Source organism: Sporolactobacillus kofuensis, assembly GCF_024125425.1.
Classification (GTDB): Bacteria; Bacillota; Bacilli; order Bacillales; family Sporolactobacillaceae; genus Sporolactobacillus; species Sporolactobacillus kofuensis.
In genome coordinates this window covers 1-18839 of the sequence record NZ_JAMXWN010000023.1, presented here as the reverse complement: position 1 = coordinate 18839, position 18839 = coordinate 1, and the positions used below count along the sequence as shown (strand labels likewise).

The window sequence follows — 18839 nt, the reverse complement described above, 5'->3', positions numbered from 1 at the left end:
CCGCAACCTATTTTCTTTTAACGTTCCTCCCACCTTACCCCTACCTCATCCCTTTTACATAGTATCCTTTGAGTCTTAGCTACTCTTTTTTATAGAATGGATGAGCATTGAACTTTTTGCCGATAGTTAAGGATCTTCGAACCAAAATTTGGTACTCTTCACGAGACTTCAGAATACTAAACGGATATTTTATCGAACAATTTCGAATCATATCTCTTAAACTATAAATCTATCTAGGGTATAATCAAATTGTTTATACATAGAAAAAAGGGAGCATCACTTCATCGTTCGAGACATTTAAAAAAGGGGGATTCGCACATGTTGAAAAATTGGTGCAAAATGATGTTTGCTGTCGCCTTATCATTCCTGCTCATCTTTGCGTCACTGCCGGCCTTTGCCGCGAACAGGAATAACGACCAACAAAAAACACCGGTCACTCAAGGGACAAGCAGTACAGTTCTTAAGCAAGCAGATTATTTTGGGGATCTGCCGGATAGCACGCCGGTATCCGTTGATATTGTTTTAAAGATGCAAAATGAGCATTTGCTTCAGTCCTACATTGACCGTTCGGTTAACCCGAGTAGCGCATATTACCACAAATATCTGAGTACTGATCAATTTTCAAAACTGTTTGGTGCGCCAAACGCGACCATTCGGTCACTCACTCGTTATCTCAAACACTATAACATTAGTACAAAAGTCTATAAGAATCACCTCGTTATTTCAGCGAATGGTACTGCCGGTGATTTCAATCGTGCGTTTAGCGTTAACCTTCAAAAAGCTAAGTTCAGAGGCCACACCTTTCACGCAGCCAAAAAAGGCCCGAAATTACCTCGTATCATGGCTCGTCAAGTTCTTGCCATTCTTGGATTAACAAACTATTCGGCATTGACTCCACGTGCTGTGAAACGTCCTTTAAAAATGACAGCCAATGCGAGTGGCGGACCATTGAATTTGGATCCTTCCGATTTGATCAAACAGTATAATGTTGGACCACTGTATGCCAAAGGTGCAAATGGTAGTGGTCAAACCATTGGTATCGTAACATTAGCAGACTTTAATACAGATGATGCATATAACTTTTGGAAACAGGAAGGCATTGATGTAAAATCTGATCGTATTCATAAACAATTAGTCGACGGTGGTTCAAATTGGGACGGTTATGAAGAAACAACACTTGACGTCGAACAATCCGGGGCATTGGCACCACAAGCAGACGTCAACGTCTATATCGGACCGAATACGGATGCCGGCTTTGTGAACGCTTTTGCTACAGCGATTGATGACAATAAAGCCTCACAAATCTCAGTAAGTTGGGGATTGAGTGAAACAGCGATCTCAACAGCAGTAAACGATCAAACTGAAGACCCTTCCTACGCACTCGTTTACAACCAGTTATTTGAACAAGCAGCAGCTCAAGGTATTTCAATGTTCGCTTCTGCAGGTGATTCCGGAGCTTATGATGCCAGCAGAGATGTGGGCAGCTTCAACCTCGCTGTAGATAACCCAGCGGACAGTCCCTATATTACTGTTGCTGGAGGAACAACACTTCCTTGGTCCTACACAACAAGGACAGGGGTTCAAGTAAATGTTTCCTCCGAACGTGCATGGGGTTGGAACTACCTCTATCCATATTTTGATTCTCTGGGACTCAATACACCAACAGGATGGGCAAATTATTACTTTGTCGGTGGTGGTGGCGGATTTAGTCAGTTGTTCGCGACACCAAACTATCAAAGAGGCATTTCCGGTGTGAACCGATTCACAGCTGTTCAGCAATGGCAACCGAGCACTGACTTTGGCTCAGTAACGCCTCTGAGTGACCCGAAACTTGTTACTGGCCGATCAAGTGGAAGAAACATGCCGGATGTATCATTGAATGCGGATCCATACACAGGTTATAAAGTCTTCCTGTCTGATCCGGATGCTCCCGGAACAAATTCCGGCTACAGCACATTTGGCGGAACAAGTGTTGTCTCTCCACAACTTGCCGGCCTGACCGCTTTAATGAACAGTAACCAAACGAGCCGGATCGGGTTCTGGAACAGCCAAATCTACCGTTTTGCCAAACAGAAAAATTCACCGTTCCATCCATTAAATACGACGGGAACAGAAAATACGAATCTTTATTTCACGGGTACAAAAGGAACCATCTATAATCAGGGTACCGGTCTAGGGACAATCGACTTTACTTCACTTGCAAATCATTTTGAGAACCCTTCACGATAACTGAATACCCTGCAAAAAATCCTCCGAAGATATGCTTCGGAGGATTTTTTCATTTCACCGATCAATAATGTTCACGTTGTAGGTAGCCAGCCACTCGTTCATCTGCGCCATATGGGCGATCAGCTGCGGTCCGGACATCAATTGTCCAAACCATGGCGCTTTAAAGGAGTCGCCTTTCGTGTCAATCAGTGCTTGCAGCTTTTGTTTATCCACCAATTCAAGCAATGGCGAACTCGGCGTATCAATGACTCTTTGCAACCATCCGGAAACTGCTTCTGTATATTTCGGATGATACGTCTTCGGATATGGACTTTTCTTTCGGTAAAGCACCTCGTCAGGGAGATAACCTTTCAGTGCTTCCCGAAGAATCCCTTTTTCATGACCATTGAGCATTTTCATTCCCCACGGCACATTCCACATGTATTGAACAATTCGGTGATCAGCAAATGGAACACGTACCTCTAAACTCGCCCCCATGCTCATGCGATCTTTTCGATCAAGTAATGCAGTCATAAACCAGTTCATATTCAGATAGAACAATTCACGACGTTTCGCATCAATCGATGATTCCCCTTCAAGTCTTGGCGTCTCAGCCACTGTCTCATTAAATCGCTGCATTTCATAGTCTTTCAAATTCAATCGGCTACCCCATTTGTCATTGAGCAAATTTTGGCGGGCGTCAATCGAACGCATCCATGGAAATCCCTCTTTCGCTGAGGTCTCCGGACTATGAAACCACGGATAACCACCAAATATTTCATCAGCGCATTCTCCGGATAACGAGACCGTGAATTCCTTTTTGATCCCCTCACATAACCACAGTAATGAAGAATCGACATCAGCATATCCGGGCATATCACGAACCACGATTGCCTTTTTCAAATAGGACACAAGCTGTTCATTAGTAATAATGAGATCATGATGCACCGTACCAAGATATTGGGCCACTTTTCTTATAAATGGTGCATCACTATTCGGTTGAAACTTACTCGTATGAAAATACTGATCGTTTCCGACATAATCAATGGAGAATGTGTGCAGAGGCGGGCGATGTTGTTCTTTAAAATAGTCAGAGGCGATCGCAGATATCCCACTTGAATCAAGTCCACCGGATAAAAAGGTGGCAACCGGGACATCCGCAAACAACTGCCGTTTCACCGCATCGGTCACCAAAAAGCGTAAGTGGTCAATTGTAGTTGCTAAATCGTCCCTATGTTCCTCACTTCTGACGTTCCAATAGCGCCAAATCCTCAAACCGTCTTGTGAGTACGTGAACGCATGTGCAGGACGCAAGTCATGAATGCCAAGATAAACACCATGTCCCGGGGTTCGTGATGGTCCAAGACCAAATACTTCATAAAGACCTTCTCGATCAATTTCAGGACGAACCTCCGGGTGCTTCAAGATTGCCTTAAGTTCTGATCCAAATAATAATCTGCCATTGGACTCACTATAGAAAAATGGCTTCACACCCAATCGATCTCTTGCACCGAATAAACGCTTCTTTCGGGTATCCCATATGGCGAATGCAAATATTCCGTTAAAATGAGCAATACAGTCTTCACGCCATTCAATATAAGCGGTCAGGAGCACTTCTGTATCTGAGTGTCCGTGAAACGTGTACCCCTTTTTCAATAAGTCCGAACGAATCTCCTCAGTATTATAAAGTTCGCCATTGTATACGAGTACATACTCGTTACCGTCCACTGTTTTTTTCATTGGCTGACGACCGCCTTCCGGATCGACAACAACGAGGCGCGCATGACCAAGTGCCGCATGTTCCGATACCCATGTATTTAAATCATCCGGACCACGATGTTCCATCGTGTGTGCCATCTGATCAATGGTTCGTTCCTCACCGCGCAAATCTCGATTCCAGTCGATCCAGCCTGTGATTCCGCACATTACGCATGTCACCCTTTCTTGTATCATTGGGCCTTAACCTCTTTGTCATCTTATGCACTAGAGATGGGCAGGTGAAAAAAAGCTAAATTTACCTCAGTAGGGTTGAATTGTTTCAAGACGGTCGAAAAACAGTTTTCTATTTTGAAGATTATAGATAGCGAGACAAAATGAGCTTCAATTGGCGTCAAACGAGAAGCATCGTTGACTATTTTCATTTATTCCGCTACTTGACCTCGTGTTCACAATTCGCTAATCTTTGAATATCTGTACTAAAGGCTGAGGGATGACAAATGCGAAAAATAGGTTCACTCATTGTTTCCTCTCTGCTGCTTATCGGAGTTTCTTTCGTTTTCCTGTATATCATTTCAAGCATGTATAGCCCACAAGCGGACCATGTGCCTCTTCTTAATGATAAACGCGTGATCAGTCCGGAAGTTGAAAACTATCGACCAATCATCACGAAGTATGCGAAAGCCAACGGTATTGAACACTATACCGATCTTATCATGGCCATTGCCATGCAGGAGTCCAAAGGAAAAGCTCTTGATGTAATGCAAGCTTCAGAGAGTCAAGGATTACCAAAAGACTCGATTAACAAACCGGAAACCAGTATCCGACTCGGGACTGAATACTTTAAAAAAGCGCTTACTAAATCGAACGGAAACATTTCAACCGCTCTCCAAAGTTATAACTTTGGTCTTGGATTCTCTGATTATGTCAAATTGCATGGAGGCAAGTACACACCTCAGCTCGCTCAACAATTCTCAAAAGAGAAGGCAAAGGCGTTACATTGGACAAGTTATGGTGATCCGGAGTATGTGAATCATGTGATGCGCTACTACACGAATGAAAAGCAGAAACGTGAGTTAGCAAAGAAAAACGATGACTAGATGTAAGTCCCCTCAAGATCGATTTCTAGAGGGGACTTTGTTATAAAAAATGCAGCAAAGATACGAAATACCTGTTGGAGTACGGGACAAGTGAGACAGTGTAGACAGTGCGTTGACCGAGGAGCTTACGGATCGTCCGCGACATACTTTATTCAAGATCAATCTAATAGAATTGATCTGGTGATGAATTATTTCTTTCGAGCAAATAATCCAAACACATCCGTTGTTTCGACAATATTGGTGAATGCACGAGGATCAACCTCTTTAATGATTTGCTTTAATCGATACAATTCATATCGAGTAAATACAATCATCAGTACTTCTTTGTCTTTATTCGTGTAACCGCCCCTTGCAGGAAATACCGTAATGCCACGGTATACTTGTGCTGAGATCGCTTGTTGAAGTTCATGCGCATGATCCGTTACCACCCATGCGGTCAATTTCACATAGCTCGTATGAATGGCATCAACAACACGAATGCTGACGTATAATTGCAGCAACGTATAAAGTGCACGACGCCAGCCAAACAAGAATCCAGCTGCAAGAATAATAACGCCATTCAGCACAAACATATAGGAACCAATCGGAAGATCTTTCACTCGTGTCAAGATCATGGCGATAATATCCATGCCGCCACTTGATGCACCGAATTTAAGAGTGAGTCCAACACCAATTGCCTGAACAACACCGCCAAATACTGCATTTAACAAGATATCATTCGTTAAGGGATGTAGCGGAATAATCGCCATAAATAGTGTGGTTAAAACAACACTGATTGAACTATATAAGGTAAAACGGTGGCCCACCTTAATCCACCCTGCGTAAGCAACCGGAATATTTAATATTAAGAGCAGTAGTCCGGTACTTAAGTGAAATGAAGTCGGCTCAAGCATCGCAGAGATCAACTGAGCAATACCTGTAACCCCTCCCGACAGTACCTTTGCCGGAATAAGAAATATATTTAATGAAGCCGCATTTAACAAGGCGCCAATGGTAACCACTGTTAACACTTTAAATTCTTGAAAAAGTGATATTCCTTTCATCGTGTCGTTCCTTTCATCATTACATCCTTGCAAGAGCATCCATCGATAACCCTTACTAGAATTATCTGTATGGTGTAACATCCATTATTTACAAATTACCACACAGTCAGCCATCACTCAAACATTTTCTTTGCATCATTTACGTCCGGATGCGCAAACTATGAAAAAATTATTCGGAGGTTAGATCATGAAACGGTCAATTCTTGTCGTTCTTACCATCTTACTGCTCATTCTCATCCCTCACACAACCGATGCACACTGTATGGACAAAGTATACCACGCTCATTCCAATCAAAAAAATGAACAGGCAGTACATCGTCAGTGGCTTGTTCATGTTATTGACCAATATGCTCCGGCCACTCTCGCGCATCAGATGAAAAAAGACCTCGCTACTCACCGACAGCTAATGAACCGATGGCGTCAAAGCGGAGACTTTCAACGGCATCGAGAAGCGTGCATGAAGAAACGAGAGCAAATTCTTAAAGAAAATGCCGGACAACTCAAAGCAATCGAGCAACAAGTGAAGCTAGGCAAATTATCGAAACAAGAAGCAAAGCAAAAAATTGAACAACTTTTCAACACCCATGGCTATAGTCAACATCATAGGGCGATCCGTGATCTGAGAAACGCTTTGAGAAGGAATGATCGATCAGAGATTATCCAATCCTTGAAAAAAATAGACCATCACATTCAAATTTCCAATCAACATTTAGCAAAAAAGTTGAAAAATGAAGACATGAATTAACACAAGAAAAACCTGATGTTCCTGGTCTTTAATCGCCGACCATATGCCATCGGATTGTGTCTTTTTGATGCTGATTCAACCTTCGGTTAATCGCTTGCCGAGCCTCCTCGAACAGGCTAATGCCTGCGGGGTCTCGCCTGGCTCGCTGGTCACGCACCTCCGCTTTTGAATCTCAGCCAAGACACTGTGATTGGATACATGTATTATTTATACGCTTTCTTTACTTGCAAAAAAAGCTTTGGGGTTCGGATCACCCAAAGCTTTTTTTATTTGATCTTTTAATCTTCAGCTGTTTGTCGTCTCTTATGTGTCCATTTAGATTTCAATTTCATTAGAGCCTCATAGACAATGGGCACAATGAACAGTGTCAGAATCGTTGAACTGGTAATCCCGCCAATAACTGTTACCGCGAGTCCTTTCGAGATCAAACCACCGCTGCCTTCCATACCGATTGCCAGTGGGATCAAAGCACAAATTGTTGCAATGGCCGTCATCAAGATCGGTCGAATACGTGTACCTGCAGCTTCAAGCATTGCTTCTCGAGTGCTTAGGCCGTTGTTTTCCTTATGAATCACTCGATCGATGAGTACGACGGCATTTGTAATGACAATCCCAATCAACATGAGGGCACCAATCATGGAGGATACGCTGATGGTTTCCCCACTAATTAGAAGCGCCACCAAGCTGCCAATGATCGCAAACGGCAATGAGAAGAGAATGGCAAACGGTGCCAAGCCTCCGCCGAACGTCACAACAAGGATGAAATAGACAATAATGATCGCAGCCAACATAGCCATCCCTAATTGACTAAAGGAATCATTCATTTGTTCTGTAACACCAGAGAATGAGACGCTAGCGCCATCTGGAAGATTTAACTGATCAATTTTTTTCTGTAGATCTGTTGTCGCTCCAGAAACATTTTTAGCGGACACTTTAGCCGTAATTTCCGCATACAACTTGCCGTCACGTTTTGTGATGGATTGCGGCGCAATGCCCTTATTAACTTTTGCAAGATCACTCACTTTAACTTGTTGACCGGTTGCAGATGTTACTGTCTTGTCTGTAAGATCGTTAACCGAATCCAAGTTTGTGTCATTGGCCGATTTGAGATAGACATTCAGATCGTCACCATTACGTTTAATTGTTGTCATCGCCTGATTGTTCGCGGTACTACTTGAACTGAGCAATGACTGGGCAATCTGACCAGCTGCAATGCCATTCTGACCTAACTTTTTCTGGTCAGCAGCAATGGTATATTGATCAAAAGATTTCGACAGACTGGAATCTGCTTGCGTAAAGTTTTTGTCGTTCTTTACAACCTTCAAGACACGATTAGTCACAGGACGAAGTTGGTTAAGTGTATCACCGTACACATACAATGTTAACGTGTTCGAACTTGATCCAGAACCGAAGTCCTGGAACTTCCACTGTCCATGACTGCTTTCGTTGTTGAGTTCATCAAGCACCTTTTGTTGCAGCTTATCAAAGTTTGGTGTGCTTGTTTTGTAGGAGACAAAAAACAATGCCTGATTATCTGAAGACTGGAACATTGCAGTAGAACTGGAACCACCAATGGAGTATTGGATTTTCTCCATATTCTTATTGGACTCTAAGTATTTCTCCGCTTGAAGCGCAACCTTCTTCGTACCACCAACTGTCTGACCCGGATCCGGATTGTATGTGAGGATGATTTGTTTTTCTGAATCATTCGGCATAAAGCTCGCACCAATATGCGGAACCAAGAACAGACTTGCGACAAAAATGATCATTGCTGAACCGAATACCAGTAATTTATGATTCAGTGCCCCATTTAAAAGCTTGCGATATATGGAAGCTAACCGCCCCGGTCTCTCCTCACTATGCGTTTTCTTTTTTAGCCCCTTCTTAAACATACTGCTGGAAAGCATAGGAACAAGTGTGATCGCTACAAGCAACGAAGCAAGCAGCGAGAAAACGATCGTCAATGCAAATGGCAAGAATATTTGTCCGATAATTCCGGTTACAAGCGCCATTGGAAGGAATACAGCAATCGTTACAATCGTTGAAGAGAGAATCGGGATGAACATTTCATGCGTTGCTTCTCGAATCAATTCAGTCCCTTTTAATTTTTCGTCTGATAACGACATTCGCCGGTAGATGTTTTCAATGACCACTATGGAGTCGTCAACTACTCGGCCTATGGCGATTGTCATCGCACCAAGGGTCATAATATTCAAGGTCACATCCATCTGTTTCAGCAGAATAAGCGCAATGAGCAGTGAAAGTGGGATTGACACCACTGAAATGAGCGTCGTACGAATGTTTCTTAGGAAGAGAAGGATGACAAGCATCGCGAAGAGCGCACCGAATATCGCCTTCTCAAGCATCGTACTCACAGATTGTTGAATCGGCTTGCCTTGATCAAGCATTGCTTCCGTATGAATCTGTGGATAATTCTTCTTAAAGGTTGCAATTTTATTTTTCACACCATTTACGACGTCAACAGTGTTTGCATCCTCCCCTTTTACAACGGAGAGTCCAATGGAAAGTTCGCCATTCGTTCTTGAAATCGACTCTGCTTTCTTTTGCAGCTGGACATCAGCAACATCAGATAATTGGATGGTCGGTAATTTAACCGATGCGAGCGCTGAATTTCCGGTTGCTGATGGGCCATTGGCTGCAGAACTCTGCCCCTGATTCTGCGCGTTTTGCTGCATTGCAGAAGATTGCATGCTGGTTTGCGTTTGTGCGGACTGTGCTGCTGTTCCAACTTGTGGTGTATAAGGAATACGCATGTTCTTCAAATCCGCTAGGGAATGAATATTCCCACTGACGACAACTGATTTCTGACTTTTGTCAATCGTGTAAAGGCCAAGCGGCGTGGACACATTATTTCCCTTAATTAAATTAACTACGTTATCTTGAGTAAGTCCATATTTCTTTAATTGATTCGCTTTAAATGAAATTTGGATATCCTCTTTCTGCTGACCGGATAGAGTAACAGAAGAAACACCGTCAACACTTTCAACTTCTGGTAACAGATCGTTTTCAACACGATCACTCAGCTTGCCCAGTGATAAGTGCTTTGCGGAAACGCTCAAACTGTATACAGGCATTGCATTCATGCTGATCCGCATCACATTAGGCTTTTGGGCTTGATCCGGCAGACTGACCTGGTCAACAGCTTCCTTAATATCATTGACCGCTTTATCCATGTCTTGGTCATAATCATATTCAACAACAACTGAGGACATACCCGTTGATGAGGTCGAACTTACGTTTTGAACACCTGGTAGTGCCTGAAGCTTCTGCTCGATCGGCTGTGTCACGCTGTCATCGATTTCATTCGGTGCCGCACCCTGGTACATGGTGGATACACTCACAACCGGGATCGTGAAACTCGGCATGGTTTCCATTTTCATGTTGGTTCCGGCATAGATGCCGCCGATAATGACAACTAATGTAAGTAGCCATACCGCCAGCTTATTCTTCATTGAGAAAGAAATAATTTTTCGCACCTAGACAACGCTCCTTTTAAATACTGTAATACCGACTTACGAAAGTAAAAATCTTTTCGTTATCCATTTTATACAAAGCATTGAAAATTTTACAGTAACTCTAGCCGTAATTTCTTTACGTCTTAAGTCTTAGTTGCTTCAACACCTGAATTCTATGCTAATAAAGAAACATGAACAGAAAATGAACACTGTTAAAAGTTAAGTATTTTTTGATACATCGTAGTACTTTCTCACCGAAGGTATTAATGCAACAGCAAGAATAGACAAACCCAGTATGATATAAAGCACATGTACAAACCCAATGCCTCGAATAAGGTACATTTCAATCGTAATCCAAAGAATTAGGATAAAACCTATATATAGCGAATGACTCCAGCCCCAATACATGGATTGATCAAAATTTAACGTTGTTACAAACGGTAACGGTTTTTCATAGATAAGTGAAAAGGTAACGATAGCCGGATAAACCCCTAGGATGAAGAATAAAATCAAGCCAGGAATGAGGAAATTGGAAAATGGACTATACTTTAATAGAGAGATCGGCATCTGAATAAGTGTACCGTCTGGAGAGATGATTAAAGCCCCACCGCCAATGAGTGCACCCAAGCCTAGAATACCTTGCAAAAGAATTAAAATAGAGCAAAACGCAGGCTTTTTGTGAACCTGATGAATCATAAATAGCCCTCCCATTCTCTTTTACTCATACCCATGATTAGATCCTATCTATCCGTCAATCTTTTTCGTTTGCCAACGACAAGCGACAGTGCTAAGAAAGCAAGTGAAAAGCCAATCAAAACGGCTATATTATAAAATACAGGAGAAAGATCGGTCCATGTAAATCGCGTTAATTGTGAAATTTCATCATTCGCCTGTACATACCAGTAAGTTGGTGTAAACCGTGCAATTTTAAGAATTGTTTCACCTAAGAATTGCTGAGGGACAAACACACCACTAATAAAGCATGGACCAAGCGTCACCACATTACATACGGCCGACATGTTTCTAAGATTTCCCAGGAGATTGCCAATCAAATAGCTGATACATGAGATACATAACGTAAATACAGCAGAATTAAGAAGAAAATAAATCATATTTGGCGTCATAATATTTTTGGAATCAAAGATGAAACAGAATCCAACCAAAATCACCCATGAGATTGCTGCGAATAAAAGGTTTGCTAAGATCATCTGACTATTGATGCTGCTTGCATGCACTGGAGAGCAGAAATTACGTCTTCTTAGGTCATTTTTATTAAAGACAATCATTACGGTTGAGATACCCAGAATGAGCACGGCCGACAAGGTATAGGCAAGAAAATTAAAATAATACATGGAAAACCCTTGATCAGTTTTTGCTCGAATTTGTGCTTTCATCTCAATGGGCGTGTTATGCGAAAAATTAGCACTCAATTTGTCGGCAAGCTGTTTCTCACTGAGCTGAGGTTCATGTTTTGCGTATAATTTAGCCAAACGCCAATATTGATTAACACTTAGATCAACGTAAGCATTTTCGGCGGAATTAGGCACAATTGTTTTTTCCAGTTGCATTGATCCGCCATTTAACACATTTTCTGTAAACCCTTTTGGAATACGCAAAATATAGGTCGCCTGGCGAAAGAACAACGCATCCTGCAGTTTTTCAGTGTTGTCGGGGATCTTTACAAAGGTTGCACTTTTCGCCAATTCTTTTCGAAATCCTTCTGTCAGTGGGGTATGATCCTTTGAAATAAACACAAGTTTCGCTTTTTCTTGTGAAAAATTATGTGTTTCCTTGGGTGCACTATTTGTTGACAAGAGCACGGAGATCACGAGAAAAATAGCAAGATAGATAGAGATCGAAATCCAATTTTTGCGTATGATTTTTAAACATAAATTAAAGACTGGCATAGTTCCACCTCCGGACAATCTGGTAGGTGCCTGCACAAAACAGAACGATAAATGCGCACATCATCCCCATATTCAATGCATACCGTTGGAGTGAGTCGTAATAATAAAGCGAGTAAAACGCATCGGTCAATAAATTCACCGGATTAATCCAGGCAAGTAGCGGCACATATTCCGCCACCAAATATTTCATATTCATGACCATCATGCCCGAAAGAAAAGAACCGCCCATCGAAACAGCCATGAGAATCGCAGTTTTTACGCCTTCGCCTTTTTTGACCGCTGCGCTCACAAAAGCCCCAAAAGATAAACCGAGCACACTTCCAATAAATGCTGTCAATAGGACGTAACCTGCCCGATTGCCGAAATTGATCTTCAATCCAAAGTGAAGATATGCGAGCAAAATAAGGATCTCCGTAAAAAGGATGACTAAGGCAGCGCAACTTCCTGCTAGAAAAGCATTTAATTTGTGTATGGGAGCAACATTGATTCGCGCAGCACGATCCGATAGATCAGCCTGTATATCGATGATTTCTTTCATTCCCCAGAAACTTCCATACAGACAAGCCATTGCAATCAATGAGTAAAAGTAATTGAGTATATTGTTCGGTTCCGCACTTCCACCGGATGTCTCTTTGACAAAGCTCTGATGATTGCTTACATCCGCCATCAATCCATGGTTCAATGCCAAGGGGTTGGTTTGAAGAATATCTTCTACGGCAATGTGATCATGGCGATATTGATCGGCAAAACTTTTCATGATACTTTGATCCATTCCAGATCCTTTTACCGTCAAGTGCAATTCCTTCCCTGAAATAAAATAATAACCTTGAATTCGATTTGATTTCAGCCATTGGTCCGCTTTTTCTTTTGAAGAAGCAACTTTTAAATTAAAAAGTCTGTCTTCTCCTTTAGAAACATCTGTCAAAACGGATCTAAAGGACTGATCTTGTTGATAGGCAGCATTACTTATAACTCCTGCATGAATGGGGCGAAAGGTTTCATCACTATTGAGGTTAATGAATGCCATGTAGAAGAACGTTGCCAACAACAATGGAAAAAGCAGTGTCCAAAAAACCATCTGCCGATCTCTGATTAAGCATTTAAAGCGATAAATAAAGACATGTATGAACATAGTGCCCACTCCTTCAATCACGCAGTTGTTTGCCGGTGATTTCAAGAAACACATCATTTAATGTCGGCAATTCTGAATAAATGCGTCCAAAACCGATGTGATTGGCTTTCAGAAATTCCAGCACAATTTCAAGATTGTTGTTTCCTTTATCTGATTTAATGATCAATTGTTTGCTCACATAATCGACCGACATGATCCCTGGTTGTTCACGCAAAACCCTCAATTGATCTTCTTCAATCGTGAATACCTCAACGGTAATCTTCTCGCCTAATGTGATCATCGCTTTCAGCTCTTCTTTTGTACCTGAAGCAATCACGCGCCCCTTATCGATAATGACAATTCGGGAACAAATCTGTTCTACTTCTTCCATGTAGTGCGAGGTATATACGATCGTTGCCCCTTGAGCATTTAGGTGTTCAATGCCCTCAAGAATTTTATTTCGACTTTGTGGGTCTACAGCAACCGTCGGCTCATCGAGAATAATGAGTTTCGGTTTATGAGCAATACCGCAGGCGATATTCAACCTTCGAAGCAAACCACCACTTAATTTCTTGGGATAGAACTTTTTAAACGCCTCCAATTCTACAAATGCAATTGCCTCATCAACCAATCGTTTGCGTTCTGCTCGGTCACGAACATATAACCCGCAAAAATAGTTAATATTTTCATAGACTGTCAATTCATCAAAGACAGCGACATTTTGCATCACAAGCCCAATATCTCGTTTCACGTCATACGCATCCGGTGTCATTTTCTTTCCAAATATCTCAATATCTCCTTTGTCGTATTTGAGCAAAGAGAGAATACAATGAATTGCCGTACTTTTTCCTGAACCATTGGGTCCAAGCAAACCAACGATTTCGCCTTCCTTGACGTTGAAAGATAAATGATCGAGCGCAACAAGATCACCGTACCTTTTCACTAAATTCTTCACTTGGATGATCATTTGAACCATCTCCTTTCCGTCTTCTGTTATTGTAGCTTGTTTGAAGCATTTCTCGTAAGTGATACCAATCACGAATAATCATGACAAATGTCAACACATTCACAATGCGTTGTATCCGTACAGAAAAAATGTTTAAATAAAATTATAAACGGCATTTGCCAAAAAAACGGATGCGTATTTATGAACCTTTTCATTGATAAACTACTTTTATTTGCAAGCAGCATGATCATCTATCTCACTATTTCTCATTTTTCAGCTGATGTCATCCCGGTAATCATTACGGTCATCTTCACCTGTCTGCTTAGCTACTTTGATAAACTAAAAAAACGTCTGATTCTAACTGCCGGCTTTGTCCTTTGCAGTCTGTTTTTACCTGCTCTATGTCTCTTTCTTCCACTTCTTTGTTATGATCTGCTCTTTACGCGTGCTCAATGGATTGGTCTATTTGCCTGTGCATCACTCGTCCGATTTATGCAACAAAGCAATGCGCCTATCAATGCCGCTCTAGCTGTACTTGTGATCTTCCTGTTTGTGCTTAAATACCGAACTGCCGCATTTGAACGAATAAAAATCAATTTTTATGATTTACGTGACACAACGAAAGAATTAGCAAGACAGTTAAAACAACAGAATCAGGAGCTGATCAAAAATCAAGACGATCAGGTTACGTTAGCGACGCTTGATGAACGAAACCGTATTGCCCGGGAAATTCATGATAATGTTGGGCATCTTTTATCAAGAGCACTTCTGCAAATCGGTGCAATGCTCACGATTAGCCGGGATCAAAAAACAAATGAGTCCCTAAACACTTTAAAGGAAACACTAACACAAGCGATGAATAGCATACGGATCAGTGTACATGATCTTCATGACCATTCTTTTAATATGCACTTGCAACTTAATGAGCTGGTCAAAGCATTTACGTTCTGTCCAATCACTTTTGATTATTCGATTCAACATCCACCCAACAGCAAAGTAAGCTATGCATTTGTCTCCATTGTGAAAGAAGCGCTCGCAAACATTGTTCGGCACTCCAATGCTTCCCAGGCATCGATTACCTTTAGAGAACATCCAGCTTTCTTTCAATTAATTGTTTCTGACAATGGACATGTCCACAACTATAATCCGGATAACGGGATTGGATTGAAGAATATTAATGATCGTGTGGAAGCTTTTCATGGATTGCTCCACATCGGGATAGACAAAGGTTTTGAATTATTTATCACGATTCCAAAGGAGAACAAAATTCTATGAATCTATTAATCGTTGATGACGATTCACTCGTTTCAGCTTCCTTGAAGACCATACTCGAAGCAGACACCACGATCCGTGTGATTGGTGTTGCAGATAACGGGGCTCAAGCAATTGACCTTTATCACAATCTCCACCCTGACATTCTCTTAATTGATATTCGTATGGAAGGAATGACAGGTATTGACGTAGCAAAGGTCCTACTTTCAGAAGATAAAGCAGCAAAAATATTATTTCTCACCACCTTTTCGGATGATGAATATATCGTTGAAGCGCTTCGTATTGGTGCTAAAGGCTATATCTTGAAGCAGAATTTTGAAAGTATTGTGCCGGCGATAAAAGCTGTATTTAGCGGCCAACGCGTATTCGGTGATGCCGTGATCAACAAAATTCCGTCTCTTATGAAACAGAACGATCAACCGAATTTTAGTCAGTTTGATTTGAGCAAACGCGAGATTGCGATCATTTGCCATGTTGCAGAAGGAGAGTCAAACCGTGAAATCGCACAAGCGCTCTTTCTTAGTGAAGGAACTGTGCGCAATTACATGAGTATCATTCTTGAAAAGCTGAATCTCCGTGATCGTACGCAGCTTGCTATTTTCTACTACAAACAGAACACATTCTAATCGAAGCAACATACATCTTGGGGTACAAGGAAAACTGGTCAAAAACTTGTCCGGTCCTTAATTTGCTTCGATTGTACTTCGATTGCTCGCTTGAAGCAGGCGTCTCACATCTCTACTAAAAAAAACGAACCATCGGTAGACACGGATGATTCGTTAAATCATGTATAAGGTCGATAAAGTTCATTTTTATAAAATTTAGAGCATCTCCATTTGCACTCTGCTGCCATGCCCTGATGGCAACGCAGGCGTAACAATCAACCGTCTCGGCAACCGTTCGCGCATTTCGGGAACATGACTAATCACACCGATAGCAAGTCTCCTCATATGAAGCTTTTCTAATGCTGTGACTACTGTATCTAATAAGTCAGGATCTAACGAACCAAACCCTTCATCCAGAAAGAAAAATTGAAGCGGAACATTGCCGCGAAGCTGTATTTGCTCAGACAACGAGAGCGCTAGTGCAAGTGACGTGAGAAATGTTTCTCCACCTGATAACGAAGAAACCGGTCGGCGCACACCACCGTTCCCATCATCCCTAATAATAAACCCGCCTTGCTCATCTACTTCTAATACATAACGGTCATGTGTTAATTCACCCAATCGTTTTGAGGCAGCGATACAGACCTGTTGAAGCTGTTCTTCAGCTACAAATTCAACAAATGCATTGCCGCGGAACACACGCTGAAGTTTATCAAACTGATCCGACGCTTTTTGATTTCTCTTGCGTGCCAACTCGAGTTCTCGAAATAATTCATGATTCCGTTCTAATGTTTCGCGTTCCTTCATCGCGGCACCAAAGCGTTCGATCAATGCCTGTACCTGATCGCTCAGCGTCGTATATTGATTCCGAGCTTCTCTAAGCTGAACCTCCGAAATGGATCGATCACCGAGCTTTTCAGATAGAGCATGTACTTCCGTGAGAAGCCTCATTTTTTGTTCTTCATAGTCCGTTAATTGTTCTTTGAATTTGATCCGTTCGTGGGCATGTAGATGGCATCCGAGTACGTCCTCTCGATTTCCAAACTGAGAATCATCAAGTCGCTCTTCCCATTTGGTGCTTGCAGACTGATGCATCTTTTCTGAGCGTGTAAGACGATCACCGGCATTCGTATAGTTTTTGTCCGCAGAATGATAGTTTTCAAGAGCCGTTTGCGCAGCATTTTCACTCAATTCATAGTCTTTCTTCAGTTGATTTATTGATTGTTCACGATCACTGATCATTTGCGCCATAGGCATCTCTACTTTAAGTTCAAACACCTGCAGTTGCTTATTTAACTGTTCCATTGTTGTCTCTGAAACTTTCAGACGGCCTTGTCCTTCACTCCACTTCCCCTCAAGTGTATGCAAACTCAACTGATCTTCTGCCAATTGTCGCTCAGATTGGGTGATCAACTTTTTCATTTCTTGTATTTTTTGGCGTATCTGATCTGCCTGTTGATCAAATTTATTTATTTTTCGTGACTCTTCTTCTACCTGGCCAAACGCAGGAAATGCACTTGACCAGTTGCGCATTCTTTCATCACGCTCGTTTTTTTTTGCTGTTGCTTGTTCTTCAAGATTTGACATTTTTTCTGCGTATAGAGCAGCTTCCGCTTTGAGTGAAGACTGCGCGGATTCCATATGTCTCACGTGTTCCATATCTTCATTTAACTGGTCAACGATCTGCAATTGATCTTGTTTTTCTTCTCTGACTCGTCGTTCAATTTGGTCAAGTACCTGAGCTAAGCCTGTTTTTTCCCATTCATCAAAGTCAACAGAAAGCTCAGCATCGTGAATCATTTTCAATTTGCTCATGCGTTCGAACTTAGGGCTTTGTAATAATCGAGCGTGCTGTTCTAACTGGCCAATACAAATCCTTATTTCCTGTTGCTGCCGATTCAAGAAATCAGTCGCGTTTAGGTACGCGTTTTTTTTATTATTGAGCTTATCCTCAGAAATGGGTTCCGTTTCATTGATTGCCGGATTGGGGTGATGCAAGGCACCACAAACCGGACACGGCTGACCTTCAACTAACTCTTTGACTAGTTTAAGGGATAGATTATGTCGAAATGTTTCTTCCCGCGCTTTTTCAATTTTTTCGCGTTGCACGTCAACGAATGCTTGTGCAGATCGAATAAATTGACTTGTATTGAGTGCTTGGTTGTAAATTGATAGATTTTTTTGAAATAGAGTCACTGATTTTTTATCGGCTAATGCTTGTTTTTGATGCAGTTGCTCGAGATCGTTTACACATTTTTGCCGATGGTCACGCATATGTTTCCACTCAACGCGCTTCTCATCAAGATAGTTCGTCAAAATGTCAATTTCTTTCTTTTCCTGCAACGCTTGTTGCACCAGTGAACGATAATGACTTGCAACCTCTAGTGATTGCAAATCACTTTCCTTTACCTCAATCTCTTGCTTCATTTTATCTCGATCATTCTGCTCTTTTTCCACGTTCGTTCTCGCTGTGTCCAGTTTCTTTTCTAATGTTTTGCTCTGCGCCTGAAGCGAACGAAAGGTCTCTTGTTCTTGCATGAATTGCTTCTGTATTGATAGCCCTTGAAGCAGTCTCTGCTTGTCAGCATCCAGTTTCGGGAGTTGAAGTTCCATGCTTTTCTTTGCATGTTCACTCTTCTGTTTCGCCATCTCCATCTCAACTTTTTCGTGGAGAAATAACCGCTCTACTTCTTTAAAGTGTTGAGATGCT

General features: G+C 41.8%; 13 protein-coding genes. 5 read left to right on the top strand and 8 right to left on the bottom strand.

What is annotated here, in order from left to right; genetic code table 11:
* Positions 1 to 318 precede the first annotated feature (318 nt).
* Positions 319 to 2229, top strand: coding sequence for a S53 family peptidase (locus NIE32_RS13580; protein WP_253077433.1), 1911 nt, complete (start codon positions 319 to 321; stop codon positions 2227 to 2229).
* Between the two features lie 54 nt (positions 2230 to 2283).
* Here the strand turns inward: NIE32_RS13580 and asnB are convergent, their stop codons facing one another.
* Positions 2284 to 4134 carry an asparagine synthase (glutamine-hydrolyzing) gene (asnB, locus tag NIE32_RS13575; protein ID WP_253077432.1) on the bottom strand — a complete coding sequence of 617 codons (1851 nt, stop codon included), beginning with the start codon at positions 4132 to 4134 and terminating at the stop codon, positions 2284 to 2286.
* A gap of 290 nt (positions 4135 to 4424) precedes the next feature.
* Here asnB and NIE32_RS13570 point away from each other — a divergent pair, with 290 nt between their 5' ends.
* Positions 4425 to 5024 carry a lysozyme family protein gene (locus tag NIE32_RS13570; protein ID WP_253077431.1) on the top strand — a complete coding sequence of 200 codons (600 nt, stop codon included), beginning with the start codon at positions 4425 to 4427 and terminating at the stop codon, positions 5022 to 5024.
* A gap of 188 nt (positions 5025 to 5212) precedes the next feature.
* Here NIE32_RS13570 and NIE32_RS13565 read toward each other — a convergent pair whose 3' ends face one another.
* Entirely contained in the window at positions 5213 to 6067 is an 855-nt protein-coding gene (locus NIE32_RS13565; RefSeq protein ID WP_253077430.1) for a YitT family protein, read from the bottom strand.
* 187 nt (positions 6068 to 6254) lie between these two features.
* Here NIE32_RS13565 and NIE32_RS13560 point away from each other — a divergent pair, with 187 nt between their 5' ends.
* Positions 6255 to 6812 (top strand): hypothetical protein, encoded by a 558-nt coding sequence (locus tag NIE32_RS13560; protein ID WP_253077429.1) that lies wholly within the window; start codon positions 6255 to 6257, stop codon positions 6810 to 6812.
* A gap of 278 nt (positions 6813 to 7090) precedes the next feature.
* On the opposite strand, the gene NIE32_RS13555 is transcribed toward NIE32_RS13560, so the two are convergent.
* The 5 genes from NIE32_RS13555 to NIE32_RS13535 all read right to left on the bottom strand — a co-directional run bounded on the left by NIE32_RS13555 (position 7091) and on the right by NIE32_RS13535 (position 14273).
* Positions 7091 to 10309 (bottom strand): efflux RND transporter permease subunit, encoded by a 3219-nt coding sequence (locus NIE32_RS13555; RefSeq protein ID WP_253077428.1) that lies wholly within the window; start codon positions 10307 to 10309, stop codon positions 7091 to 7093.
* A gap of 198 nt (positions 10310 to 10507) precedes the next feature.
* A complete protein-coding gene (locus NIE32_RS13550; protein ID WP_253077427.1) occupies positions 10508 to 10984 on the bottom strand; it encodes a hypothetical protein in 477 nt (158 codons plus the stop codon).
* 44 nt (positions 10985 to 11028) lie between these two features.
* A complete protein-coding gene (locus NIE32_RS13545; RefSeq protein ID WP_253077426.1) occupies positions 11029 to 12195 on the bottom strand; it encodes an ABC transporter permease in 1167 nt (388 codons plus the stop codon).
* Positions 12182 to 13327 (bottom strand): ABC transporter permease, encoded by a 1146-nt coding sequence (locus NIE32_RS13540; protein WP_253077425.1) that lies wholly within the window; start codon positions 13325 to 13327, stop codon positions 12182 to 12184. Before NIE32_RS13540 ends, NIE32_RS13545 begins: the two co-directional genes overlap by 14 nt.
* 13 nt (positions 13328 to 13340) lie before the next feature.
* Positions 13341 to 14273 carry an ABC transporter ATP-binding protein gene (locus tag NIE32_RS13535; RefSeq protein ID WP_253077424.1) on the bottom strand — a complete coding sequence of 311 codons (933 nt, stop codon included), beginning with the start codon at positions 14271 to 14273 and terminating at the stop codon, positions 13341 to 13343.
* 180 nt (positions 14274 to 14453) lie between these two features.
* Between NIE32_RS13535 and NIE32_RS13530 the strand changes: the two genes are divergently transcribed.
* Both NIE32_RS13530 and NIE32_RS13525 read left to right on the top strand, forming a co-directional pair.
* A complete protein-coding gene (locus tag NIE32_RS13530) occupies positions 14454 to 15527 on the top strand; it encodes a sensor histidine kinase (RefSeq protein WP_253077423.1) in 1074 nt (357 codons plus the stop codon).
* Positions 15524 to 16150, top strand: coding sequence for a response regulator (locus tag NIE32_RS13525; RefSeq protein ID WP_253077422.1), 627 nt, complete (start codon positions 15524 to 15526; stop codon positions 16148 to 16150). The genes NIE32_RS13530 and NIE32_RS13525 overlap by 4 nt, the downstream gene beginning before the upstream one ends.
* A gap of 195 nt (positions 16151 to 16345) precedes the next feature.
* Here the strand turns inward: NIE32_RS13525 and NIE32_RS13520 are convergent.
* A partial coding sequence (locus NIE32_RS13520; RefSeq protein ID WP_253077421.1) for an SbcC/MukB-like Walker B domain-containing protein occupies positions 16346 to 18839 on the bottom strand: 2494 nt, incomplete at its 5' end.